The 22,920-nt window shown below is 75.1% G+C and carries 20 protein-coding genes; 7 read left to right on the forward strand and 13 right to left on the reverse strand.

Translation table 11 applies throughout. The features are described from left to right. The first annotated feature begins 90 nt into the window (after nt 1–90). The gene (locus tag BUE43_RS23310) at nt 91–1,059 is read left to right on the forward strand and encodes an NAD(P)/FAD-dependent oxidoreductase (RefSeq protein WP_073486933.1); all 969 of its coding nucleotides are present in this window, start codon (nt 91–93) and stop codon (nt 1,057–1,059) included. 130 nt (nt 1,060–1,189) lie between these two features. On the opposite strand, the gene BUE43_RS23315 is transcribed toward BUE43_RS23310, so the two are convergent. From BUE43_RS23315 to glpX, 5 genes are all read right to left on the reverse strand, one after another. Beyond that, nucleotides 1,190–1,969, reverse strand: a complete 780-nt coding sequence (locus BUE43_RS23315; RefSeq protein WP_073486935.1) for a S1 family peptidase — start codon at nt 1,967–1,969, stop codon at nt 1,190–1,192. Nucleotides 1,970–2,214: 245 nt separating this feature from the next. Then, nucleotides 2,215–3,006, reverse strand: coding sequence for a S1 family peptidase (locus BUE43_RS23320; RefSeq protein WP_073486937.1), 792 nt, complete (start codon nt 3,004–3,006; stop codon nt 2,215–2,217). A gap of 217 nt (nt 3,007–3,223) precedes the next feature. Continuing rightward, complete coding sequence (locus BUE43_RS23325) at nt 3,224–4,012, reverse strand: S1 family peptidase (protein WP_073486939.1); 789 nt, start codon at nt 4,010–4,012, stop codon at nt 3,224–3,226. A 292-nt stretch (nt 4,013–4,304) separates the two neighbouring features. Beyond that, nucleotides 4,305–5,078 (reverse strand): S1 family peptidase, encoded by a 774-nt coding sequence (locus BUE43_RS23330; RefSeq protein WP_073486942.1) that lies wholly within the window; start codon nt 5,076–5,078, stop codon nt 4,305–4,307. 246 nt (nt 5,079–5,324) lie between these two features. Next, a complete protein-coding gene (gene glpX / locus BUE43_RS23335) occupies nt 5,325–6,380 on the reverse strand; it encodes a class II fructose-bisphosphatase (protein ID WP_073486944.1) in 1,056 nt (351 codons plus the stop codon). A 163-nt stretch (nt 6,381–6,543) separates the two neighbouring features. Between glpX and BUE43_RS23340 the strand changes: the two genes are divergently transcribed. After that, nucleotides 6,544–7,173 carry a DUF4245 domain-containing protein gene (locus tag BUE43_RS23340; RefSeq protein ID WP_073486947.1) on the forward strand — a complete coding sequence of 210 codons (630 nt, stop codon included), beginning with the start codon at nt 6,544–6,546 and terminating at the stop codon, nt 7,171–7,173. A gap of 90 nt (nt 7,174–7,263) precedes the next feature. Here BUE43_RS23340 and BUE43_RS23345 read toward each other — a convergent pair whose 3' ends face one another. From BUE43_RS23345 to BUE43_RS23360, 4 genes are read right to left on the reverse strand one after another with little or no spacing between them, the layout of a single operon-like run. Next, nucleotides 7,264–7,518, reverse strand: a complete 255-nt coding sequence (locus BUE43_RS23345; RefSeq protein WP_073486949.1) for an exodeoxyribonuclease VII small subunit — start codon at nt 7,516–7,518, stop codon at nt 7,264–7,266. Then, nucleotides 7,515–7,925 carry a hypothetical protein gene (locus BUE43_RS23350; RefSeq protein WP_073486951.1) on the reverse strand — a complete coding sequence of 137 codons (411 nt, stop codon included), beginning with the start codon at nt 7,923–7,925 and terminating at the stop codon, nt 7,515–7,517. The genes BUE43_RS23345 and BUE43_RS23350 overlap by 4 nt, the downstream gene beginning before the upstream one ends. A gap of 13 nt (nt 7,926–7,938) precedes the next feature. Next, nucleotides 7,939–9,195: an exodeoxyribonuclease VII large subunit gene (xseA, locus tag BUE43_RS23355; RefSeq protein ID WP_073486953.1), complete on the reverse strand. Its 1,257-nt coding sequence runs from the start codon at nt 9,193–9,195 to the stop codon at nt 7,939–7,941. Next, complete coding sequence (locus BUE43_RS23360) at nt 9,192–9,863, reverse strand: lipid droplet-associated protein (protein ID WP_327083474.1); 672 nt, start codon at nt 9,861–9,863, stop codon at nt 9,192–9,194. Before BUE43_RS23360 ends, xseA begins: the two co-directional genes overlap by 4 nt. A 124-nt stretch (nt 9,864–9,987) precedes the next feature. Between BUE43_RS23360 and BUE43_RS23365 the strand changes: the two genes are divergently transcribed. After that, nucleotides 9,988–10,977, forward strand: a complete 990-nt coding sequence (locus tag BUE43_RS23365; RefSeq protein ID WP_073486955.1) for a 4-hydroxy-3-methylbut-2-enyl diphosphate reductase — start codon at nt 9,988–9,990, stop codon at nt 10,975–10,977. A 183-nt stretch (nt 10,978–11,160) separates the two neighbouring features. Here BUE43_RS23365 and BUE43_RS23370 read toward each other — a convergent pair whose 3' ends face one another. Continuing rightward, on the reverse strand, nt 11,161–11,898 hold the full coding sequence (locus BUE43_RS23370; RefSeq protein ID WP_143174341.1) for a DUF6542 domain-containing protein: 738 nt from the start codon (nt 11,896–11,898) through the stop codon (nt 11,161–11,163). Nucleotides 11,899–11,978: 80 nt separating this feature from the next. Here BUE43_RS23370 and BUE43_RS23375 point away from each other — a divergent pair, with 80 nt between their 5' ends. After that, complete coding sequence (locus tag BUE43_RS23375; RefSeq protein ID WP_073486959.1) at nt 11,979–13,472, forward strand: FGGY-family carbohydrate kinase; 1,494 nt, start codon at nt 11,979–11,981, stop codon at nt 13,470–13,472. A 427-nt stretch (nt 13,473–13,899) separates the two neighbouring features. Then, the gene (locus tag BUE43_RS23380) at nt 13,900–15,258 is read left to right on the forward strand and encodes a choice-of-anchor A family protein (protein WP_083960071.1); all 1,359 of its coding nucleotides are present in this window, start codon (nt 13,900–13,902) and stop codon (nt 15,256–15,258) included. 171 nt (nt 15,259–15,429) lie between these two features. Here the strand turns inward: BUE43_RS23380 and BUE43_RS23385 are convergent, their stop codons facing one another. Then, on the reverse strand, nt 15,430–16,422 hold the full coding sequence (locus BUE43_RS23385) for a DNA recombination protein RmuC (protein WP_083960072.1): 993 nt from the start codon (nt 16,420–16,422) through the stop codon (nt 15,430–15,432). A gap of 112 nt (nt 16,423–16,534) precedes the next feature. Here BUE43_RS23385 and BUE43_RS23390 point away from each other — a divergent pair, with 112 nt between their 5' ends. Both BUE43_RS23390 and BUE43_RS23395 read left to right on the forward strand, forming a co-directional pair. Further along, the gene (locus tag BUE43_RS23390) at nt 16,535–17,683 is read left to right on the forward strand and encodes an exonuclease SbcCD subunit D (protein WP_073486963.1); all 1,149 of its coding nucleotides are present in this window, start codon (nt 16,535–16,537) and stop codon (nt 17,681–17,683) included. Beyond that, nucleotides 17,680–20,637, forward strand: coding sequence for an AAA family ATPase (locus BUE43_RS23395; RefSeq protein ID WP_073486965.1), 2,958 nt, complete (start codon nt 17,680–17,682; stop codon nt 20,635–20,637). Before BUE43_RS23390 ends, BUE43_RS23395 begins: the two co-directional genes overlap by 4 nt. A 139-nt stretch (nt 20,638–20,776) precedes the next feature. Here BUE43_RS23395 and BUE43_RS23400 read toward each other — a convergent pair whose 3' ends face one another. Then, nucleotides 20,777–21,292, reverse strand: coding sequence for a methylated-DNA--[protein]-cysteine S-methyltransferase (locus BUE43_RS23400; RefSeq protein ID WP_073486967.1), 516 nt, complete (start codon nt 21,290–21,292; stop codon nt 20,777–20,779). Further along, nucleotides 21,289–22,770: a DNA-3-methyladenine glycosylase 2 family protein gene (locus tag BUE43_RS23405; RefSeq protein WP_083960073.1), complete on the reverse strand. Its 1,482-nt coding sequence runs from the start codon at nt 22,768–22,770 to the stop codon at nt 21,289–21,291. The genes BUE43_RS23400 and BUE43_RS23405 overlap by 4 nt, the downstream gene beginning before the upstream one ends. Between the last annotated feature and the right edge of the window lie 150 nt (nt 22,771–22,920).

Below are 22,920 nucleotides of genomic sequence, written 5' to 3' on the forward strand. Positions count from 1 at the left end.
GGTGGGCACCGTGGCGTTGAGCGCATACGCTCGTTTGGTCTCCCACCACAGGAGCTGTCCGTGGGCACACGGGCGGAGGGGCGGCTTGTCATGGAAGTCGACCTGTTGATCGTCGGCGCCGGGCCGACCGGGCTGTTCGCCGCGTACTACGCCGGGTTCAGGGACCTGTCCGTGGCGGTGGTGGACGCGCTGCCCGAACCGGGCGGCCAGGTCACCGCCATGTACCCGGAGAAGCTGATCTTCGACGTCGCCGGCATGCCCTCGGTGCGCGGGCGGGACCTGGTGGCCGGCCTGGTCGAGCAGGCCGGCCAGTACCAGCCGACCTACCTGCTCGGCCGGCAGGCGCGCACGCTGTCCACACTGGACGACGGGCGGCTGTCGGTCGGCCTCGCCGACGGCACCACCGTCGTCGCCGGCAGCATGTTGGTCACCGCCGGCATCGGCGAGTTCCGGCCGCGCCCGCTGCCGGCGGCGAACGGCTGGCACGGCAGGGGCGTCGTCCACTTCGTGCCGCAGTTGGACGTCCACAGTGGACAGGACGTGGTCGTGGTCGGCGGCGGCGACTCCGCGTTCGACTGGGCGCTCGCGCTGCACTCGATCGCGCGGTCGGTGACCCTGGTGCACCGCAGGGCGACCTTCCGCGCCCACCCCGGGACCGTGCGCAAGGTGCGCGAGCTGGGCGTGCCGGTCATCACCGACGCCGAGGTCGCCGAACTGCGCGGCGACCAGGCCGTGCGCGAGGTGGAGATCTCGTTGAAGGACGGCACGCGGCAGGTGCTGCCCGCGCAGGCCGTCGTCGCCGCCCTCGGGTTCATCGCGGACCTGGGGCCGATCGAGTCGTGGGGGCTGGAGCTGGACCACCGGCACGTCCTGGTGGACAGCACCATGCGCACCTCGCGGGAGCGGGTCTTCGCGGCCGGCGACGTCGCCGCCTACCCGGGCAAGGTCAAGCTCATCGCGACGGGCTTCGGCGAGGCCGCGACCGCGGTGAACAACATCGCCGTCACCCTCGACCCGTCGGCCCACCTCTTCCCCGGCCACTCCAGCGACTCCGGCTGACCCCGCCCGGCTCCGTCCCCGCGCCGGTAGCGCGGCTGCTGCGGAGAGGCCCGGGCTTCCCGGCCCGCAACGGACGTGGGTGCGGACGGCGACCCGTCCGCACCCACAGGTGGTTCTGGTGGTGGTTGGTTCACAGGGGGCCGGCGTACTGCTCGATCCAGGCCCGGTAGGCCGTGACGTTGGTGTGGATCGAGGTGCCGGTGGCGCAGGCCGGGTCGCGGGCGCCGCGGCGGCTGGTGGTGCCGACGAGCTCCCAGCGGGCGCCGATCGGGCGCACCTGGGGCCCGCCCGTGTCGCCCCGGCAGGCCGTGGGGACGCCCGTGGGGTTGAGGGCGCAGATCTCGGTGCTCGCGTCGAGGCTGTCGTCGCAGCGGTTCGGCGTCGTCACCGCGGTGTCCACCTCGCGCAGGACGGTGATCCCGCAGGCCGGGTCGGGGCAGGCCGCCTCCCAGCCGACCTCGCGGGTCCGCGCTCCGGCGGGGGCGCCCGTCCGCGCCACCCGGACCGGCGTGTGCTCGACGCGGGGGCTGACCTGGACCAGGGCGATGTCGCCGTTCGGCCGCGCGTCCTGGTATCTCGGGTCGACCACGACCCGGGTGACGTGGGTCAGCGTCCCGCCGCGGGTCCGGTCGCCGCTGCCCACCCGTGCCTGGAGGTCCTCGGCGCGGCGGCCCACCACGCAGTGCGCCGCCGTGACGAGCCAGTCCGGTTTGATCAGGGACGCCCCGCAGTGGTGTTCGTTGTTGGCGCGGTGTTGGAGTGAGGCGGTGAAGCTGGACGTGGTCCTGGAGTCGTCGTGGGTGTGGAGTGCGCGCACCTGGTCCGGCGGGGTCGCCGCGGTGGCCCCGGCGGTCACCGTCAGACCGAGTACCGCGCTGAGCAGGCTGACGAACAGGAAGCGGGTTCGCATGGCCTTTCTCCGTTCCTTCCGCCCCGGTTCCGGTCGTGGGAAGGCCGACGTTATTACGCCGAACGCAGTATCCAGCAGATCCGTTCAGGTGGGTCGCCGCTTCGATCGGCTGATCCTCGTCGAGCTGCCGGTCGCGGCGTCTGTCCACTTCGGATGATCCGACGAGCGGCGACGACCGCGCGGAGGCGCGCGCCGGGTGTCCACAGACCGGCGCCCGCCCTGGAATGGGCGGGCGCCGGGGCGGTTCAGAGAACGCCGACGTGCTGCTGGATCCAGGACCGGTAGGCGACCACGCTGGTGTAGATCGACGGGCCGGTGGCGCAGGTCGGGTCGTTGTTGCCGCTGCGGCTCGTGGCGCCGATCAGGTACCAGCGGTTGTCGATCCGCCGGACCTGGGGGCCACCGGAGTCGCCGTAGCAGGCGCCGGAGTTGTTGTTCGGGTTGTTGGTGCAGATCTCGGTGACGCCGTCGATCCTCGTGCAGCGCTGCACGGCCAGGATCGACGTGTCGAGCTCCTTCTGCGTCACCGTCGGGCAGGACTGGGCGGGGCAGGTGGTGCCCCACCCCATGATCCGGGTGGGGGTGCCGGCCAGGCCGGGGGTCAGCGGGATCGGGACCGGCGCCTGGCTGACCGGGGTCGCCAGTTCCAGCAGGGCGATGTCCCCGAACGGTCGTTGGACGGCGTAGCGGGGGTGGACGACGATCCGGCTGACGTTCGCCACCGAGCCGCCGGCGTTCCGGTCGTTGCTGCCCACGCGGACCTTGAACTCGTTGGCGGTGCGGCCGACGACGCAGTGCGCGGCGGTGACCAGCCACCGCGACTTGACGAGCGAGGCGCCGCACTGGTGGCGGTTGTCCGTGCGGAACTGCAGTGACGCCGAGAAGCTGTAGGTCTCGGTCGCGTTCCTGCCGCCGATGACGTACGGCTGCTCGGCGGGGTCCGGGGGCGACGAGGCGACGGCGGCCGGAGCCAGGACGAGGCTGAGCGCCGCGGTGATGACGGTGATGACGGTGATGAACACGGAACGGGTTGGCATCGGCCCTCCTGCGTTCTGCCTGACCGCATCAGGACGACTCGACCGTAGGCAGCCGAAAGCAGTAGCAGACAGGACCGTTCGGTTATCCCGGCTGAGCTGTTCGGCTGACTCCGCCGGGAGGACGGGCGACGGGGGTTCGCCCGGTGGTGGGGAACGAACGATGGCCCGTCCCGCAGGGGTGGGACGGGCCATCGGTGCCCCTGGGGGGAAGGGGCGGTCAGAGAGATCCGGTGTACTGCTGGATCCAGCCCCGGTAGGCGGTGACGTCGGTGTAGATCGACGGGTCCACCGCGCAGGTGCTGGTCCGGCCACCCGCCCGGCTGGTGGCGCCGATCAGCTCCCACTGGCCGTTGACGGCCTTGAGCTGCGGGCCGCCGGAGTCGCCGTAGCAGGCGCCCGAGTCCCCGTCCGGGTTGTTGGTGCAGATCTCGGTCTCACCGTCGAAGCCGTTGCTGCACCCGGAGCCGTCGGTGATGGAGGTGTCCAGCTCCTGGAGGGCCCGGGGCGCGCCGCAGCCGCCGCGGGTCGGACAGGTCTGGCCCCAGCCGATGATCCGGGTCTCGGTGCCGACCGGGCCGGCCTCGCTGGAGATCCGGACCGGCGTCTGGCGCACCGACGAGCTCAGCTGGAGCAGGGCGATGTCACCGGTGCCGTCCCTGCCGTAGGCGGGGTGGACGATCACCCGGCTGACCCGCGCGACCGTGCCGCCGCTGGTGCGGTCGTTGCTGCCGATGCGCACCTGGATCTGCCGGGCGGAGGTGCCCTGGACGCAGTGCGCCGCGGTGACGATCCAGTTCGACTTGACCAGCGAGCCACCGCAGAAGTGGTTGCCGTTGCGCTGCAGGGAAGCCATGAAGCTGTAGGTCTGGGTGGCGTTGTGGCCGCCGACGATGTACGGCGTCACATCGGCCTCGGCCGGCGGCGCGGCGCTCGCCGCGGGCGCGGCGAAGCCGAGCACCGTGCCGGCGGCGGCCAGGAGGCCCACGAGCAGGGAACGTGCCCTCATCGGTCCTTGGTCTCCGTTCTCCCCGAAGCCCTCATTCGGGGTCAGTCGGGGACGGTAGGCAGCCCCCGAGCGGCCAGGTACCTGCGAATGGAGGGGGTCGGCATAAGTCCTTGCCATAACCCCGATGGACGTGCGGGGTGGAGTGGTGTTCGCAGGGCGAGACGGGATTCCGCTGGGCTCCCTGGCGAAAGCGCCGCAACGTATGTCCACAGTGGAAAGAAATGGACGGCGACGGACGGCGGCCCGCCTCCGCGGGGAGGCGGGCCGCCGTGGTGCCGTGCGGGTCGTGCGCTCAGCGCAGCGGGCCCGTGTAGGTCTGCAACCACGACCGGAAGGCCGGCACGTCGGCGTAGATCGACGGGCCGGTGGCGCAGGTCGAGCTGCCGTTGCCGCTGCGGCTGGTGGCGCCGATCAGCTCCCACTGGCCGTTGACGGCCTTGACCTGGGGGCCGCCGGAGTCGCCGTAGCAGGCGCCGGAGTTGTTGTTCGGGTTGTTGGTGCAGATCTCCGTCGAGCCGGAGATGCCGCGACAGCGGGAGTCGGCCACGATCGAGGTGTCCAGCTCCTGGAGGTTGACCGGGGCGCCGCAGCCGCCGCGGTTCGGGCAGGTCTGGCCCCAGCCGATGATCCGCGTCCTGGTGCCGTCCGGGCCGGAGTCCGCCGCGACCTTGATCGGCGTCTGCTGCACCGGTTGGGTCAGCTTCACCAGCGCGATGTCACCGCTGTTGTGCACCACGATCCGGGAGGCCCGGGCCACGGTGCCGCCGCTGGTGCGGTTGGTGGTGCCGATCCTGGCCTGCACCTGGCCGGCCGAGGTGCCCCGGACGCAGTGCGCCGCCGTGACCACCCAGTCCGGCTTCACCAGCGAGCCGCCGCAGAAGTGGTTGCCGTTGCGCTGGAGCGAGACCATGAAGCTGTAGGTCTGGGTCGCGTTGCGGCCGTTGACGATGTACGGCGTGACGTCCGCGTCGGCGGGCGGAGCGGCTTCGGCCGCCGCGGGCAGGGCGAGGCTGAGCGCGCTGGCCGCGGTCGCCACGAGGCCCACGAGCAGGGAACGTGCCCTCATGATGGTTTCTCCGTTTCTCCCCGGAAGTCCTCACGGGGATAAGCGGAAAAGTAACGAGCGTCACACTCCGGTGGTACCTACGAACGTCGGGGAATCGGACAGCGGAGATCGAAGATCGAACAACGCCGGCGGCCCACCACGCGAGGTGTGGTGGGCCGCCGGAGTGGGGCAGGGGCCGGGCAGCGAGGCTGTCACGACAGAGTCATCACGACAGGTCGTCACGGCAGAGTCGGCACGGCACGGCCGTCACGGCAGCGGGGGCTGCGCGTCCTCGTCGCCGCACACCGGGCCGAAGTCGACCGACGAGTACTCCCGGAGCTTGCTCAGCCGGTGGTAGCCGTCGATCAGGCGGACCGTGCCCGACTTCGAGCGCATGACGATCGACTGCGTCGTGCAGCCGCCGGAGCGGTAGTGCACGCCGCGCAGCAGGTCGCCGTCGGTGATGCCGGTCGCGCAGAAGAAGATGTTGTCGCCCCGCACCAGGTCGTCGGTGGTGAGGACCCGGTCCAGGTCGTGCCCCGCGTCCAGCGCCCGCCGCCGCTCGGCCTCGTCCTTCGGCCAGAGCCGGCCCTGCAGCGCGCCGCCCATGCACTTCATGGCGCAGGCCGCGATGATGCCCTCCGGCGTGCCGCCGATGCCCAGCAGCATGTCCACGCCGGTGCCCGGCCGCGCCGCCGAGATCGCGCCGGCCACGTCGCCGTCGCTGATGAACCGGATGCGGGCGCCGGTCTGCCGGACCTCCCGCACCAGGCCCTCGTGCCGGGGCCGGTCCAGGACGCACACGGTGACGTCGGACACGTCGGTGTTCTTGGCCTTGGCCACCCGGCGGATGTTCTCCGCCACCGGCGCCGACAGGTCGATCACGTCGGCCGCCTCCGGCCCGACGGCCAGCTTCTCCATGTAGAACACGGCGGACGGGTCGAACATCGCGCCCCGCTCGGCCACCGCGAGCACCGCCAGCGCGTTGGGCATGCCCTTGCTCATCAGGGTGGTGCCGTCGATCGGGTCGACCGCGACGTCGCACTCGGGGCCGTCGCCGTTGCCGACCTGCTCCCCGTTGAACAGCATCGGCGCCTCGTCCTTCTCGCCCTCGCCGATGACGACGACACCGCGCATCGAGACGGTGCCGATGAGCTTGCGCATGGCGTCCACGGCGGCGCCGTCGCCGCCGTTCTTGTCACCACGGCCCACCCATCGGCCGGCGGCCATCGCGGCGGCCTCGGTCACTCGCACCAGCTCCAGCGCGAGGTTGCGGTCCGGCGCCTCGCTCCGGCGCTCGGTGGTCGGGTTGGACGTGCTCATTCCGCCTCCCGGATCAGCACAGCGGATCAACGTTGATCAGCCGTGGGCGCCGGCGCGACCAGCGGGGATCCACTGCGGCGGCGGCACCCAGCAGTGCGACGATCCTCCCAGACCCGGTACCCGCCGGACCAACCGCCGAACGCGGTCCTGAGACGATGGGGACGTGTCCGCCTCACCGAGCAGCCCGCCGCCGCCCCGCAGCCGAGCCCAGCACGGCGTCCGCGACATCGTGCTGTCGCTGCTGTTCCTGGTGCTGATCGTCGCCGCCGTGGTGGGCGTGACGCGCGGCTGTTCCTTCAGTCCTGGCGGGCCTTCCGTCGACTCCAACGCGGTGCGGCCCACGGTCGACGCCCCGGCCGAGCTCCGGCGTGCGGCCGGGCGGGTGCCGTTCGCGGTGCGGGTGCCGAACGTCCCGGCCGGCTGGCACGGCAACTCGTCGAGCGTCGACCGCGTGGGGGACGCCACACCCAAGCCGTACGCGGTGCGGGTGGGCTGGCTCACCGACCAGGGGCACTACGTCCGGCTGAGCCAGTCCGACGCGCCGGGGCCGGACCTGCTCCGGTTCGAGACCGGACGGGACGACAGGGCGAGCGGGACGGTCGAGGTCGACGGCGTCCGCTGGGAGATCCACCCGGCGCAGCGCGACGAGCGCGCGTGGACGACCACTGTGGACGGACGGCAGTTCCTGATCACCGGCAGCGGCACGGAAGCGGAGTTCCGGGCGCTCGCGGCGGCCACCCAGAGCGCCCCGGTGGTCGAGTCGTCCAGCCGCCCGGTGCCGACTCCCCGGTGACGGTCGCGCCGGGGCCTCCGGTCGGCCTGGCGGCCGGTCGACTGCCAGCCGGCCGGTCGGGCTGACGGCCAGCCGCCCGCACGTCGGGGACTACTCGGCGATCGGGGGCTGCTCCTGCGCGGCGTCCGACTCGCGGGCCACCGCGAGCGCGTTCTCCACGCGCTCGCGCGCGCCCGCCAGGTGCCGTTCGCACAGCCGGGCCAACGCCTCGCCGCGCTCCCACAGCGCGAGCGAGTCCTCCAGCGACAGCCCGCCGGCCTCCAGCCGACGCACCACGTCGGCCAGCTCGTCCCGCGCCTGCTCGTAGCCGAGGCCCGCCAGCTCGGCCTCCGTCCGTCCACTCACGCCGTCGCGCTCCCCAACCGTCCCCGCACGCTCACCACCGCGGTCGCCACCACCTGGTCGTAGCCGACCAGCGCCTCGGCGAACTCCTCGCCGTCGCCGTCGCGCACCGCCTCGTCGATGCGCACCTGCGCCTCGCCCACGCGCCGCAGGCTCCGCGGACCGGCCAGGGCCGTCGTGGCCTCGGACAGCGCCCGCAACCGGGACGACAGCGCCCGCCGGCTCGGGGCGTCGCAGCCGGCGAGCAACGCCAGCCAGCAGTCCGCGGCGGCCGAGTCGGCCTCCACCGCCCTGCGCTGCACGGTCCTGGCGCCCTCGCCGGTCGTGGGGTCCGCCGCGCACTCGGCGGCGGAGTGGGCCGCGGCGACGGTCAGCGGCAGGAACGCGGGCACCTGTTCCGGGTTCGGCATCGCTCACCTCCGCTCACCGCTGTTCGACCTCCTCCGCGCCGGTGTCGACGACCCGGGCGCGCAGCGCCCCGTCGACGACCCGGACCCGCAGCTCCGTCTCCGGCGGGACCTCGGTCACCGAACGGACGACCTCCGTGTGGCCGTCCGGGAAGACGCGTTGCACGATCGCGTATCCGCGGGCCAGCGTGGCCGCCGGCCCGAGGGTCGTCAAGCGTGATCGTGTCGCTGAAAGGAACGTTTCGGCGGTGGTCAGCTCGGCGCGCACCGCGCGCAGCCCCCGGTCCCGCAACGCGCGCACCTCGTCAGCCCGACGCAGCAGCGGCCCGACCGGGTCGGCGAGCGCGGGCCGGCTGCGCAGCGCGGCCAGCAGCCGGCACTCGCGGTCCACCCATCCGTGGAGGGCGCGGCGGGCCCGGTCGCGGAGCTGGTGCACCCGGTGCGTCTCCTCGGCCACGTCCGGCACCACGCGCTTGCCCGCGTCGGTGGGGGTCGAGCAGCGCAGGTCGGCGACGTGGTCGACGAGCGGGGTGTCCGGCTCGTGGCCGATCGCGCTCACCACCGGCGTGCGGCAGGCCGCGACCGCCCGGCACAGCGCCTCGTCGGAGAACGGCAACAGGTCCTCGACGCTGCCACCGCCGCGGGCCAGCACGATGACCTCCACCTCGGGGTCGGCGTCCAGGGTCCGCAGCGCCGCCACGACCTGGGGGACCGCCGTCGGCCCCTGCACGGCCACGTTGACCACCCGGAACCGGGCGGCGGGCCACCGCGCGTGCGCGTTGGTCAGCACGTCCCGCTCCGCCGCCGAGGCCCGGCCGGTGACCAGGCCGATCCGGTGGGGCAGGAACGGCAGCCGCCGCTTGCGCGCCGGGTCGAACAGGCCCTCGGCCGCGAGCAGCCCGCGCAGCCGCTCGATCCGGGCCAGCAGCTCGCCCACACCGACCGCGCGGATCTCGTCGACGCGCAGGCTCAGCGTGCCGCGGCCGACGAAGAACGTGGGCCGGCCGTGCACCACGACCCGGCTGCCCTCGGCCAGCGGCGGGCGCATCGACCGCACCAGGTTGATCGGGGCGGTGACGGTCAGCGACACGTCCGCCGACGGGTCGCGCAGGGTGAGGAACGCGGTGCCGGTGCCCGGCCGGGCCGAGACCTGGGTGACCTGGCCCTCCACCCACACCGTCCCCAGCCGGTTGATCCACTCCGCGATCTTGCGGGCGACGGTCCGGACCGGCCAGGGCTGCTCGGCGGAGGGGGGACCCGCTTCGGCGCTCACGCTCCCCGGACCTTGGCCAGCCGGTTGGCCAGCATCTCGGTGAACTGCGGCCGGTCGGCGTGCGCCCGCTCGTAGGCCAGCAGCGCGGCCAGGTCCTCGACCGGGAGCTGGCGCAGCCGCGCCCGCACCTGGGCGACGGTCATGCCGTCGTAGTCGGCCAGCGGGGGCTCCTCCGGCGCCGGGACCTCGCCGGCGTGCCGGATCTCGGCGCCCGCCTCGCCCTTCGCGCCCGTCTCGCCGCCAGCGGCGCCGGGCGCGGCGTCCTCGTCGGCGAGCTCGGTGTCCAGCAGCTCCTCGTCCAACGCCGCCGGCGGCTCCTCGGACCACGGGCTGGCCTCGGGCTCCTCGTCGGGGGCCGTCCGGTCGGAGGCCGTCTGGTCAGCCGCCGTCCGGTCGGGGGCGCCCACGCCGCCGCGCTCCAGGTCCTCGTCGAACGTGGCCCACTCGGGCTCGTCCTCGACCGGCCGCAGCGCCGCCAGCGCCTCGTCGCCCCTGATCGCCAGCTCGGTGACCTGCTGCTGCACCCGCATGGACAGCTGCAACGCCTGGCTGGCCACGGTCACCGGGAGGCCGGCGAGCTGCTGCGGCAGCCGGCGGGCCTGCTCGAACGCGGTGACGGCCAGGCCAGCGGCGACCCGGATGGGCAGCGGGAGCGGCTTGATGGTCACCTCCTAAGCGTGCCGCAGGTGTCGGGCTCCTGCCCACCCCGCTGCCGGAATCGGTTCCGAACGGCGGCCGTGAGTTGCGTCGCCCCGTGACCGGCTCCTCCGGCCGGCCCGTACGCTGGTCGCCATGAGCGAGGGCACCCCGGCCACCCCCGAAACCACCCCTGACCAGCCGCGCCGGCGCGTGCTGCTGGCCAAGCCGCGTGGCTACTGCGCCGGCGTGGACCGCGCGGTGGAGACCGTGGAGCTGGCGTTGGAGAAGTACGGCCCGCCGGTCTACGTGCGCAAGGAGATCGTGCACAACCGGCACGTCGTGGAGACGTTGCGCGAGCGGGGCGCGATCTTCGTGGAGGAGACCGACGAGGTGCCGGAGGGCGCGCTGGTCGTGTTCTCCGCGCACGGCGTGTCGCCGGCCGTGCACGAGGAGGCCCGCGACCGCGGCCTGCGGACCATCGACGCGACCTGCCCGCTGGTGACCAAGGTGCACCAGGAGGCGAAGCGGTTCGCCAGGGACGACTACGACATCCTGCTGATCGGGCACGAGGGCCACGAGGAGGTCGAGGGCACCGCTGGCGAGGCGCCCGAGCACATCCAGCTCGTGGACAAGGCGGAGGACGTGGACAAGGTCGTCGTCCGCGACCCGGCCAAGGTGATCTGGCTGTCCCAGACCACGCTCAGCGTGGACGAGACCATGGAGCGGGTCGGCCAGCTCCGGGAGCGCTTCCCCGAGCTGCAGGACCCGCCCAGCGACGACATCTGCTACGCCACCCAGAACCGCCAGGTCGCGGTGAAGGCCATGGCCCCGGAGTGCGACCTGGTCCTCGTGGTCGGCTCGCGCAACTCGTCGAACTCGAAGCGGCTGGTCGAGGTGGCGCTGCAGGCCGGGGCCCGGGACGCGCACCTCGTCGACTACGCGCACGAGGTCGACGAGGCGTGGCTGGCCGGCGTGACCACGGTCGGCGTCACCAGCGGCGCGTCCGTGCCCGACATCCTGGTGATGCAGCTCCTGGAGTGGCTGGCCGAGCGGGGCTGGGCCGACGTCGAGGAGATCACCACCGCCAACGAGAAGATCGCCTTCGCGCTGCCCAGGGAGCTGCGCAAGGACCTCGTGCGCTGAGAGACCCGAACGAAGAACCCCGGGCGTCCACCGACGCCCGGGGTTCTTCGTGTCTTCGGTCAGCTCTCTCCGGTCGGTTGGGGGTACCCGCGGCCGCCCGGCGGCGGGACCCTGTGCGGGTTCGCCGGAAGCGGGCGCGGCGGCCCGGGTGAGTCGGCGAGAGGCAGGAGGTCCCGCGTGCTCTCAGAGCTCGTCGTTGCGCGGCCGGGGACGGCGCTGCGTCCCGGCGCGTCCGGCCTGGGGGCGTCCGGCGGCGGCCTGCCGCTGCGGGGCGGCCGCTCCCTGGCGGGACCCGCCGGCCGCGCCGCGAGCGGCCGGCGTGCCGGCCTTCGCCGCCGGCCGACCCGACCCGACCGGGCCCGCGCCCCGCGCGCCCTTCCCGGCCCGCGCCGCGTCGCGCTCGCGCTCGTCGGCGGCGTCGTCCGCGGCGGCGGCCGGCTCGCGCTTCGCGCCGGCGGTCCTGTCCTTCTGGAGCAGCACCCGCAGCAGGCCGACGCCCAGCGTCACCCCGGTGGTGACCGCCATCGTCGGGAAGCCGTTGATCAGCGGCGCGCCGATCGCGAGCAGCTTGGCGGACATCCCGCCGGCGCCGGGCGCCCCGCTGCCGATCAGCACCACGACGGGCACGGCGACGGCCAGCACGAGCGGGGGCTGCACCATCGGCCCGAACAGGCTCCGGCGGCGCACCCAGCACACGGCGAGCAGGCAGCCCACGAAGTAGGCGACCTTGAACACCATGCCGAGGGCGTTGCTCTGCTCCATGTCCACGAACGCGCTGACGCCGGTGAGGCCGAAGGCCAGGAGCACGGCCCCCCACCAGGGCAGCCCACGGGACTTGCCGAACACCGAGCGCTCGGCCAGCGGAACCCCGTCGGGGGAGCCTCCGGCAAGGTCGCTTCGGCGGTCGCGGATCGCGGTCACGAGGTTCACGTTAGACGGTCCTGGGGTTGTTCCGGCTTCAGCGCGTGCAGTCAACCTCATGGAACGGTCGAGGGGGAAACGTGGGGTCAGGGGATCTTCTGATCGGTGTCGACATCGGCACGTCCAGCTCGAAGGGCGTGCTGACCAGCGTCGACGGGCGGGTGCTCCGCCAGGTCGAGCGGCCGCACGCGGTGTCGACGCCCCGGCCGGGGTGGGTCGAGCACGACGCGGACGCGGTCTGGTGGGGCGACTTCGTCGCCTTGGCGCGCGAGCTGCTCGCGGCCGCCGCCGGGCGGCCCCTGGCCGCGCTCGCCGTGAGCGGCATCGGGCCGTGCCTGCTCCCCGCGGACGAGGCGGGCCGCCCGCTGCGGCCGGCGATCCTCTACGGGGTCGACACCCGGGCGACGGCCCAGATCGCGGAGCTGAACGCCGAGCTGGGCGCGGACGCCGTGCTGCGCCGGTGCGGCTCCCCGCTGACCTCCCAGGCGGTCGGGCCGAAGCTGCGCTGGCTGGCCGAGCACGAGCCGGAGGTGAGCCGCCGCACCCGCCGGCTGCTGATGGCCAGCTCGTACCTCGTGCACCGGCTCACCGGCCGCTACGTGCTCGACCACCACTCGGCCAGCCAGTGCGCGCCGCTGTACGACCTGGCGGCGGGGACCTGGGCGGCGGACTGGGCCGAGGCGGTCGCGCCGGGGCTGCCGCTGCCGGAGCTGGCGTGGCCGACCGAGGTCGTCGGCTCGGTCACGGCCGCGGCGGCCGCCGAGACGGGCCTGCCCGTCGGCCTGCCGGTGACCGCGGGCACGGTCGACGCCTGGGCGGAGGCGGCCAGCGTGGGCGTGCGGGAGCCGGGCGACGTGATGGTCATGTACGGCACGACGATGTTCCTGGTGCAGGTGGTGGACGAGCTGCGCCCGCACCCCGGCCTGTGGGGCACGTGCGGGGCGTTCCCCGGCACGCGCACGCTCGCGGCGGGGATGGCGACCTTGGGGGCGGTCACCGACTGGTTGCGCCGGCTCGTCGGCGGGCACTACGCCGAGCTGGTGGAGCAGGCGCGGCGGGTGCCGCCGGGCAGCAGGGGGCTGCTGCTCCTGCCCTACTTCGCCGGCGAGCGCACCCCGCTGTTCGACCCGGACGCGCGGGGTGTGCTGGCCGGGCTGACGACCGCGCACGGCAGGGCCGAGGTGTACCGCGCCGCCCTGGAGGCGACGGCGTACGGCGTCCGGCACAACCTGGAGGTGATGCGGGAGGCCGGGGGCCGGCCGCGGCGGCTCGTCGCCGTGGGCGGGGGCACGCAGGGCGGGCTGTGGACGCGGATCGTCTCGGACGTCGTGGAGCGCGAGCAGCACGTCCCGGAGCACACGGTCGGCGCGTGCCTGGGCGACGCGGTGTTGGCGGCGGTCGCGCTCGGAATCGACGTCGATCCGGAACGGTGGAATCCGGTGCGGTCGGTGGTGCGCCCCGTCGCGGAGCACGCGCCGCGATACCGCGAGTTCTTCCGCCGTTATCGGGAGCTCCACGAGAAAACCGTCGAGATTTCACATTTCCTGGCCTCGGTGCAGCGCGAGGAGGGGTGAAGGGTCTCGGGCGGGCGGCCCCCGGCGGGCTCGGGACCGGACACCGTGCGTCGCTGCCTCTCGCCCGATCGTCGGCCCTGGGGTGCGCCCGATGGGCTCTGCCGTCACTGGGACATTGGGGTGACGGGGGCCGGCCCGGTCATCTCCGCGTCATCGCGGCCCGGGGCGGGGACGTTACCGCCGATGATCTCTTTCGGGTGATTGTCCGCCGGGTCGGCGACACCGCGCCGGGGTTTCCCGCCCCCTCACCGTGTTGACTTCCCCCAGGTGAGTGGGGATGCGTCCGCGCGAAGGTGAGATTCCGTGCGTGATTTCCGAGGGCTCGAAGCCCGAATGTCTTCCGGTGTAGCTTCCCGGCGCGCCGGGTCGGGTGAGGGCGTCACCCCCGGGCCGGGTCCCCCGATGGTTGATCCCTGGAGCATTCCGAATGCGCGGACACCGTGTGCTGGCCTCGCTCGTCGCGTTACTCGTCGTGTCGCCGCTCGGCGGCGGCGTGCTGGCGGCCCAGGCCGCTCCGGCCGCCGCCGGGCCCCCGGCGTGCGATCCGGGCGGGTTGGGGCTCGCCGCGGACTTCACCGAGTTCGTTCGGCACGACGCCGCGCGCGTGGGGCACTCGGAGGGCCGGGTGGCGATCGGCGGCAACGCGCGTCTAGGCGCGCGGGACGCCAGGACCGGGTTCACCGTCGGAGCCGACCCGTCGGTGGACGTCGGCGCCCATCTCGGCCTGGACGCGGCGCGGGCCGACGTCGTCGTCGGCGGCCGGCTCACCGCCTACGACCTGCTGCTGGCCCGGGGCGGCGCGCGGTTCGGCAGCCTGGACGACCAGGGCGAGGTCCGGCTCACGGCGAGGACGCCCGGCGCCCGGGTCGGCGTCGGCACGGCGGTGGACTTCCCCGCCGAGTTCGCCGCCCTCGACGCCAGGGCGAAGGCGTGGGCCGGTCTCACCCCCACCGGCCAGGCCGTCCTCGACGGCGGCGCGCTGACGCTGACCGGCGAGGACGACACCGGGGCCGTGGTGTTCACCGTGGACGCGGACCAGCTCGCGGCCGCCGCGGAGATCAGGATCAGGGTCGCCGCCGGGGTGACCGCGCTGGTCAACGTGACCGGCGCGAAGTACGACACCGCCGCCGCGCTGAAGGCGGTGCTGTTCTGGGACGGCGGCGCGTGGGTCGACGCGTCCGCGCCGGCCTTCGCGCGGTTCGGCCAGCACCTGCTGTGGAACTTCCCCGAGGCCACCCACCTCGCCATCCAGGGCACCGCGCCCTGGCCGGGCCTGGTGCTCGCCCCGCACGCCCGGCTGACGCTCGGCGCCCCCGGCGCGGTCGGCCACGTCTTCGGCGGCTTCGCCGTGGACTCGGTGGTGACCGTCGGCCCCGGCGTGCACACCCACTTCGTGCCGTTCCGGGGCGCCTGCCTGCCCCGCACGGCGACCAGCGACCGGGCGGGGGCCGGCCCGGACGGCGGCCGCTCGACCGCCGCACGCCCCTCGGGGGCGTCCGCGCCGACTTCCTCGGCGTCGCCCGGACCGGCCGCGGCGGGTGCGGCCCCGACGGGTCCGGGCGACGGCGCGGCCCCGTCCGGTCCGGGCGGCGCCCCGACCGACCAGAAGGTGGCGGCGGCCCGGCAGGAGAGGACGACCGGCGACCTGGCCAGCACCGGCGCGGACGTGATGTGGACAGCGCTCGCGGCGGTGGTGTTGCTCGGCGTCGGAGGGACGACGCTCGTGCTCGCGCGGCGGCGCGGGTCGGCCGTGGCGGCCGCGCCCAGGGAGTCGCGGGACTCCTGATCCGCCCGGCAGCCCCGTCGTCGTCGGGGCCACCGCGACACGGCGTCGAGGGGCGCCGGCGTCCTCCCCGCACAGGGGGACGCCGGCGCCCCGCCGTCTCCGGGTCTTCGGTCTCCGGGTCTTCGGCGGCGCGTCCCCGGCGGGGCCGGTCAGCCGCCGGTCAGCCGCCGGTCAGCCGCCGGACGGCTTCGGCCCTGCCGCCGGCTCCGACGTCGGTTCCGGCCGTCCGTTCGGGCTGGCCGGCAGGTCCAGCGCCGTGGCGTCGTCCTCCCGGCGCACCGGCGGCAGCGGGGTCGGGCTGGCCGCCGTCTCGGTGAGCGGCTCCACCGCCGCGCGGAAGCTCTCCAGCGCCTCAAGCTCACGCCGGCGCGCCGACAGGAAGTTCCGCAGGTGCGTGCTGGTCAGGTTGACCGCGTCGACGGCCGAGGCGGCCGAGCGGTGCGCCCGCGCCGCCTGGCTCCGCACGCGGTCCACGTCGTCGGCCAGGGCGCGCTCGGTGGCCGCGAAGAGCGCGGCCGAGGCCACGACCGCGAAGCCGGTCGGCCCGCACAGGAAGATCCGCCGGTCCAGCAGCCAGGAGAGCAGGCCGGGGTCGGTGTCCATGGCCGCGACGACCGCCGCGTCGGAGGGTACGAACATCACGGTGCCGTAGATCGCGTCCGCCCAGCGCTCGTAGCCCTTGCCGGCCAGCTCGGCGGCCCGCGCGCGGATGTTGCGGACGTGCACGCGCAGCGCGTCCGCCCGCTCGGCGGGGTCGTGGGTCTCCACCGCCTCGGCCCACACGGCGAGGCTGGTCTTGGCGTCGACCGGCACCCGCCGGCCGCCGCCGACCGCCAGCACCAGGTCCGGCCGGGCGGCGCCGCCGCCGGCGAGGTCGGTCTGCACCGTGAAGTGCAGGCCCTCGCGGAGGCCGAGCGCCCGCGCGGTCTCCACCAGCACCCGCTCGCCCAGCTCGCCCCGCCCGCTGACGGACGCGAACGCCACCTCGTAGCGGCGCAGCGCCGCCTGGTGCTCGCGGGTGCGGGCGCGTTCGGCCTCGACGGCGGCGAGCGCCGTGTCCGCCCGTCGCACGCTGTCGGTGTAGAGCCGCCAGAAGAACACCAGGGCCGCGGCCAGCAGCAGGGCCACTGCCACGGCCGCCGTCGTGATCACTACCGAGGTCACAGTTCGCCTCCCTCCCCGATCATGGCGCAGGTGCCCGCGGGTGCGACACGGGCGACACGGGGCGGAGGGGGCCGCGCGGCGCGGCGACGTCGGGGCCCTACCGTTGCGACCCATGCGGCTGCTGCACACCTCCGACTGGCACGTGGGACGGACGTTCCACGGCCGCGACCTGCTCCGCGAGCAGGAGGAGGTGCTGACACACCTGGCGGAGGTGGTGGCGGCCGAGCGGGTGGACGTCGTGCTGGTCGCCGGCGACCTCTACGACCGGGCGGTGCCCTCGGGCGAGGCCGTCCAGACCTGCCACCGCGTGCTGCGGGCGATCGGCGAGACCGGCGCGCGGATCGTGATCACCCCGGGCAACCACGACTCCGCGCCCCGGCTCGGCGCGTACGCCGAGTTCGCGGCGGCCGGCGGCCTGCACCTGCGGACCCGGATCTCCGGCCTCGACGAGCCGGTCGTGCTGACCGACGAGCACGGCCCGGTCGCGATCTACGGCATCCCCTACCTGGAGCCCGACCCGGCGCGTCAGCGGCTCGGCGTCGAGGAGCGGGGGCACGCCGCCGTGCTCGGCGAGGCGATGCGCCGCGTCCGGGCCGACCTCGCCGCCCGTCCGGGCGCGCGCTCGGTGGTGCTCGCGCACGCCTTCGTGACCGGCGGGGCCGCCAGCGAGTCCGAGCGCACGATCTCGGTGGGCGGGGTCGAGCACGTGCCGGGCTCGGTGTTCGACGGGGTCGACTACGTCGCCCTCGGCCACCTGCACGGACCCCAGGTGCTCGCCGAGCACCTCCGGTACTCCGGCAGCCCGCTCGCCTACTCGTTCTCCGAGGTCGGGCACCGCAAGTCGGTCTGGCTGGTCGACATGGACGCCGACGGCCTGGCCGGCGTCGAGCGGCGCGAGCTGCCGGTGCCCCGGCCCCTGGCGACCGTCTCGGGCCGGCTCGACGACCTGCTCGCCGACCCCCGGCACGCGGAGCTGACGGACCACTTCCTGTCGGTCGTGCTGACCGACCAGGTGCGCCCGCTGGACGCGATGCGCCGGTTGCAGGAGCGCTTCCCGCACGCCGTGCACCTGGAGTGGCGGCCGGAGGGCGGCCGGGAGGCGGCCCAGCTGCGGTACGCGCAGGTGGTGCGCAACCGCGACGACCACGAGGTCGCCTGCCACTTCGTCGAGGACTGCCGCAACTCGGAGCCGAACGAGGGGGAGCGCGCCCTGTTGAAGGAGGCGCTGGCGGCGGTCCGGCGCGCGGAGGTGCAGGCGTGAGGCTGCACCGGCTCGAACTTTCGGCGTTCGGCCCCTACCCGCGCCGCGAGGTCGTGGACTTCGACGCGCTGGGCGCTGACGGGCTGTTCCTGCTGCACGGCGACACCGGCGCCGGCAAGACCACGCTGCTCGACGCGGTGGCGTTCGCCCTGTTCGGCAGGGTGCCGGGCGCGCGCGAGACGCTGAAGGCGGGAGAGCTGCGGTGCCGCCTCGCCGACGCGGACACGCCGACCGCCGTCGCGCTTGAGCTGACGGTCCAGGGGCACCGGCTGCGGGTCGCCAGGAGCCCCGAGTACGAGCGGCCGAAGAAGCGCGGCGGCGGCACGACCAGGCAGCCGGCCAAGGCGTCGCTGACCTGGGTGGCGATGCCGGAGGGCGGGGCACCGCCGGAGGGGCTGACCCGGGTCGACGAGGTGGGCCGCACGGTGCAGCGGCTGCTCGGCATGAGCGCCGACCAGTTCTTCCAGGTCGTGCTGCTGCCGCAGGGTGAGTTCGCCCGCTTCCTGCGGTCGGAGACCACCCAGCGGGAACAGGTGCTGGAGCGGCTGTTCGGCACCGAGCGGTTCCTGGACGTCGAGCGGTGGTTCGAGGAGCGCCGTCGCGAGCGCGGCCGCGAGCTGCGCGACCAGCAACGCGACGCGTTGGAGCTCGCGGCGCGGGTCGCCCAGGCCGCCGGCGAGGAGCGCCCGGAGGAACCGGACACGACCTGGCTCGACACGCTGCTGGAGCGGGTGCGCGAGGAGGCCGCGCGGACGGTGGCGGCGGCCGGCGCGGCCAGGGCCGACCAGGAGGCGGCCGAGGCCGAGTTGTTGGAGCGGCGGGAGCTGGCCGAACGGGTCCGCCGGGTGCGCCAGGCCACCGCCGAGCTGGCCGCGTTGGCCGAGCGGCAGGACGAGGTGGCGGCCTGGCAGGTCGAGCACGACGCCGCGCGCCGCGCGGTGCCAGCTGTCGCGGCGCGGCGTGCCCTGGACCGCGCGGAGGAGGCGGTGGACCAGGCGCGGCAGGAGGTCGAGCGGGCCACCGCGCACGCGCGTTCCCTGGGCTGGGGCGACGACGGCGACCTGCGCGGCGCGGCGGCGCGGAGCCGCGAGCAGGCCGGGGAACTGGCCGGCGCGGTCGCGGAGGCGGAGCGGCAGCGGGCCGACGAGCGGCGACTGGTCGAGCTGGCCGACCGGGCGCTCCAGGGCCGGCAGCAGGTCGAGCAACTGGCGAAGTTGGCCGGGGACCTCCCGGCGTTGGTCGAGGAGGCCAGGGCGGGGCTGGACCGGGCCAGGGCGGCTGCGGCGCTGCTGCCCGGCCTGGACGCGCGGCGCGCCGAGCTGACGGCCGCGCTCCGGGACGCCAGGGCGGTGCCGAAGGCCCGGGAGCGGGCGGAGCTCGCGGCGACCAGGGCGAGCGAGGCCGTGGACGCCCACCAGCGGGCCAGGGAGCGGCTGCTCGACCTCCGACAGCGTCGCCTCGACGGCATGGCGGCCGAGCTGGCGCGGGGACTGGCGCCCGGCGAGCCCTGCCCGGTGTGCGGCTCGGCCGAGCACCCCGAGCCGGCGCGGGCGACCGAGGGCGGTGTCACCGACGCCGACGAGCGTCGGGCGCAGAGCGCCGAGCAGGAGGCGCAGGCCGCGCGGGAACGGGCCCAGCGGGCCCAGCACGAGGCCGAGGCGGAGGTGGCCGCGCTGGTCGAACGCCTGGCCGGCCGGACCGCCGACGCGCTCGCCGCCGAACTGTCCGCTGTGGACAGTGAATGGGCTGAGGCGTCCGCGCTCGCGGAGACCGCCGCGCGGTGGGAAGGCGAGCTGCGCGATCTCGACCAGGCCAGCCGCCGGGCGCACGCGCAGCAGGTCGAGGCCGAACGCGCGGTGAGCGCCGCCGAGGCCCAGCACCGGGAGCTGACCGAGCTCGTGCGCCAGCGCGCCGAGCGGCTGGAGCGCGCCAGGGGCGAGCACGTCGACGTGGCGGCGCGCCGCGACCACCTCCTCGCGCTCGCCAACACGCTCGACGCCCTCCTTGCGGCGCGCTCCGCGCTCGACGCGGCGGGTCAGCGCGTGACCGAACAGGCCCAGGCCCTGGACGAGGCCGTCGCCGCAGCGGGCTTCCCGGACGTCGCCGCCGCGTTGGCCGCGGCCCGGCCCGAGGGCGTGCTGGCGGACCTCGCCGAACGCGTGCGCGCCGTGCGGGACCGCGAGGCCGCCGCGCGCGACGTCCTCGCCCAGCCCGAGCTGGCCGGGGTCGCGCCGGACCTCGTGGTCGACGTGGAGTCCGCCAGGGAGGCCGCGGAGCTGGCCCGGCGCCGCTGCGAGGAGGCCGTGTCGGCCGCCGCGGCGGCCGAGGGCCGGGGGCGGGCCGTGGCCGGGCTGGCGGAGCGGCTGCGTGCGGCGTGGGCGGACCTCGGTCCGGCGCAGACCGAGTACGCCGAACTCGCGGCCCTCACCGACGTCGTCAACGGGCGCGGCCAGAACCACCGCAAGATCTCGCTGCGCTCCTACGTGCTGGCCGCCCGGCTGGAGGAGGTCGCGGTGGCCGCGACCACCCGCCTCCAGCGGATGAGCCAGGGGCGCTACTCGTTCGTGCACTCCGACGTCGCCGGCCCCCGGGGCACGCGCGGCGGGCTGGGCCTGGACGTGCTCGACGACTACTCGGGCCAGGTGCGCCCGGCCAGGACGCTCTCCGGCGGCGAGTCGTTCCTGGCCTCGCTGTCCCTCGCGCTGGGCCTCGCCGACGTCGTCGCGGCCGAGACCGGGGGCGCGGTGCTGGACACGCTGTTCGTCGACGAGGGGTTCGGCACGCTCGACGCCGGAGCGCTCGACCTGGTGATGGACACGCTGGACGAGCTGCGCGCCGGCGGCCGCGTGGTCGGGCTGGTCTCGCACGTCGAGGAGCTGCGGCAACGCATCCCGGTCCGGCTCCGGGTTCGCAAGGCCCGCACCGGCTCGACGTTGGAGCTCCGCACCGGCTGAGCGCTACCGAAGTCGAGGTGTCCGCCGCCGCGCGGGCCTCGCGGCGCTCATGGTGACGCCCCGGTCCCAGCGTCGGGACCGGGGCGTCGCCTCGGTGCGCGGTGCGCGGTGCGCGGTGCGCGGCGCTCCGGTCTCCGGGCTAGCGCTGCGCGTCGCCCTCGCCCTCGTGCGCCAGCAGCCACCGCTTGACGGCCAGGCCCCAGCGGAAGCCGCCGAGCGACCCGTCCGTGCGGATGATCCGGTGGCAGGGCACGAACAACGCCGCGGCGTTGCGCGCGCAGGCCGACGCGGCGGCGCGCACCGCGGCGGGGCGCCCGGCGAGCGCCGCGTAGGCGGTGTAGGTGATCGGCTCGCCGGCCGGCACCTTCCGCAGCACCCGCCACGCGTGCTCCAGGAACTCGCCGGAGCGCTGGCGCACCTCGATCCCGTCGATCGCGTCCAGCTCGCCGGCGTGGAAGGCGCGGATCGCGGCGGTGACCGGGCCGAGGTCGGCCCGCTCGACCGGGGCCTCGGGGCGGAGGGAGGGGTGGACCGGGGTCAGCAGCTCGGCGAGGTCGGCCGTCCAGCCGGAGGCGAGCACCACGCCGTCCTGGTCGACGACCGCCGTGAACGGGCCGGTCGGGGTGTCCACAGTGGACACGAACGTGGTGGTCATGCGCTTCTCCTGTCAGTGCTGGTGATGGGTAGGGCGGCCGCGTGCCACAGGTGCATGCCCGCGTAGGAGCGCCACGGCCGCCAGGTGCCGCCCCTGGCCGCCAGACCGTCCACATCGGACACGAGTCCGAGCCGGCCGGCGCCCTTGCGCAACGCGCTGTCCGAGGTGAGCAGGACGTCCGGCGCGCCGAGCACCCGCATCAGCACGTACCGCGCCGTCCACGGCCCGATCCCGGGCAGCGCGGTCAGCTCCGCCTCCAGCTCCTCCGGCGACCGGCCCACGTGCACGTCCACCGAGCCCTCCGCCATCGCGGCGGCGACCCGGCGCACGGTGTCGATGCGCCGGCGAGGCCCGGTCAGCACCTCGTGCGCCCGCTCCGCGATCACCTCCATGTTCGGGAACAGGCGCGTGAGCGGACCGTCCGGCGTGCACAGCGGCTCGCCCAGCGCGGTCACCAGCGCCGAGGCCGCCGTGCGCGCGGCTGCCACCGACACCTGCTGGCCGAGCACCGCGCGCACCACCGTCTCCGCGCCGTCGACGCTGCCCGGCACCCGCACACCCGGCGTCGCCGCCACCGACGGCGCGAGCGCGGGGTCGCTCGCCAGCAGCCCGTCCACCGCGCACGGGTCGGCGTCCAGGTCGAACAGCCGGCGCACGCGGTTCACCGCGCTGCCCAGGTCGCGCACGTCGCCCAGCCGCAGCCGGCACTCGACGTGCCCGTCCTGGGGCGTGACGTGGACCGTCGCGGCGGCGTGCGGCAGGCGCAGCGCCCGCGAGTACGTGCCGTCCGCCACCTGCTCCACGCCGGGCACGGCGCGCGCGGCGAGGAAGGCCAGCACGCCATCGGCGTGGAACGGCGGTCGGTACGGCAGGCGCAGGGTCAGCGTGCCCGGCGCCACCCCCGGCCGCTGGCGCCGCTCGGCGGCGGCGCGCATCGCCGAGGGAGTGGCCGCGAACACGGCGCGGATCGTGTCGTTGAACTGCCGGACGCTGGCGAAGCCGGCCGCGAACGCGATCTCGGTGAACGGCATCGCCGAGGTCTCGATCAGCAGCCGGGCCGAGTGGGCGCGGTGCGCCCTGGCCAGCGCGAGCGGCCCGGCGCCCAGCTCCGTGGCCAGCACCCTGGTCAGGTGCCGCTCGGAGTAGCCCAGCCGCTGGGCCAGCCCCGGCACGCCGTCCCGCTCGACCACGCCGTCGGCGATCAGCCGCATGGCGCGTCCGGCGAGGTCGGCCCGCAGGTTCCACTCCGGCGAGCCGGGCACCGCGTCGGGCAGGCAGCGGCGGCACGCCCGGAAGCCCGCCGCCTGCGCGGCGGCGGCGGTCACGTAGAAGTCCACGTTCCCGCGCTTGGGCGTGACCGCGGGGCACGAGGGGCGGCAGTAGATCCCCGTGGTGCGCACGGCCGTCACGAAGTGGCCGTCGAAGCGGGCGTCGCGGGAGGCGACGGCCCGGTAGGCGCGTTCCGGATCGAGGGGCACAACACCGATCCTGCCAGCGCCCGAACCCCCGGACTGGCGGAAATCGGACGCGACCGTCCCGCTGTCCCCTCCTGGTGGAGCCGCCCGCCTGCTTTGCCCGCGTGGTCGAACAATTTCCCCCGCGTAACCACGGAAGGTTCTGTGCTGGAC

This window comes from Streptoalloteichus hindustanus, assembly GCF_900129375.1.
Taxonomy (GTDB): Bacteria; Actinomycetota; Actinomycetes; order Mycobacteriales; family Pseudonocardiaceae; genus Streptoalloteichus; species Streptoalloteichus hindustanus.

Bases quoted from the DNA above. Each gene is read 5' to 3' on its own strand.
- BUE43_RS23310 (WP_073486933.1), top strand. From the start codon at position 91: ATGGAAGTCGACCTGTTGATCGTCGGCGCCGGGCCGACCGGGCTGTTC.
- BUE43_RS23315 (WP_073486935.1), bottom strand. From the start codon at position 1,969: ATGCGAACCCGCTTCCTGTTCGTCAGCCTGCTCAGCGCGGTACTCGGT.
- BUE43_RS23320 (WP_073486937.1), bottom strand. From the start codon at position 3,006: ATGCCAACCCGTTCCGTGTTCATCACCGTCATCACCGTCATCACCGCG.
- BUE43_RS23325 (WP_073486939.1), bottom strand. From the start codon at position 4,012: ATGAGGGCACGTTCCCTGCTCGTGGGCCTCCTGGCCGCCGCCGGCACG.
- BUE43_RS23330 (WP_073486942.1), bottom strand. From the start codon at position 5,078: ATGAGGGCACGTTCCCTGCTCGTGGGCCTCGTGGCGACCGCGGCCAGC.
- glpX (WP_073486944.1), bottom strand. From the start codon at position 6,380: ATGAGCACGTCCAACCCGACCACCGAGCGCCGGAGCGAGGCGCCGGAC.
- BUE43_RS23350 (WP_073486951.1), bottom strand. From the start codon at position 7,925: ATGCCGAACCCGGAACAGGTGCCCGCGTTCCTGCCGCTGACCGTCGCC.
- BUE43_RS23365 (WP_073486955.1), top strand. From the start codon at position 9,988: ATGAGCGAGGGCACCCCGGCCACCCCCGAAACCACCCCTGACCAGCCG.
- BUE43_RS23380 (WP_083960071.1), top strand. From the start codon at position 13,900: ATGCGCGGACACCGTGTGCTGGCCTCGCTCGTCGCGTTACTCGTCGTG.
- BUE43_RS23390 (WP_073486963.1), top strand. From the start codon at position 16,535: ATGCGGCTGCTGCACACCTCCGACTGGCACGTGGGACGGACGTTCCAC.
- BUE43_RS23400 (WP_073486967.1), bottom strand. From the start codon at position 21,292: ATGACCACCACGTTCGTGTCCACTGTGGACACCCCGACCGGCCCGTTC.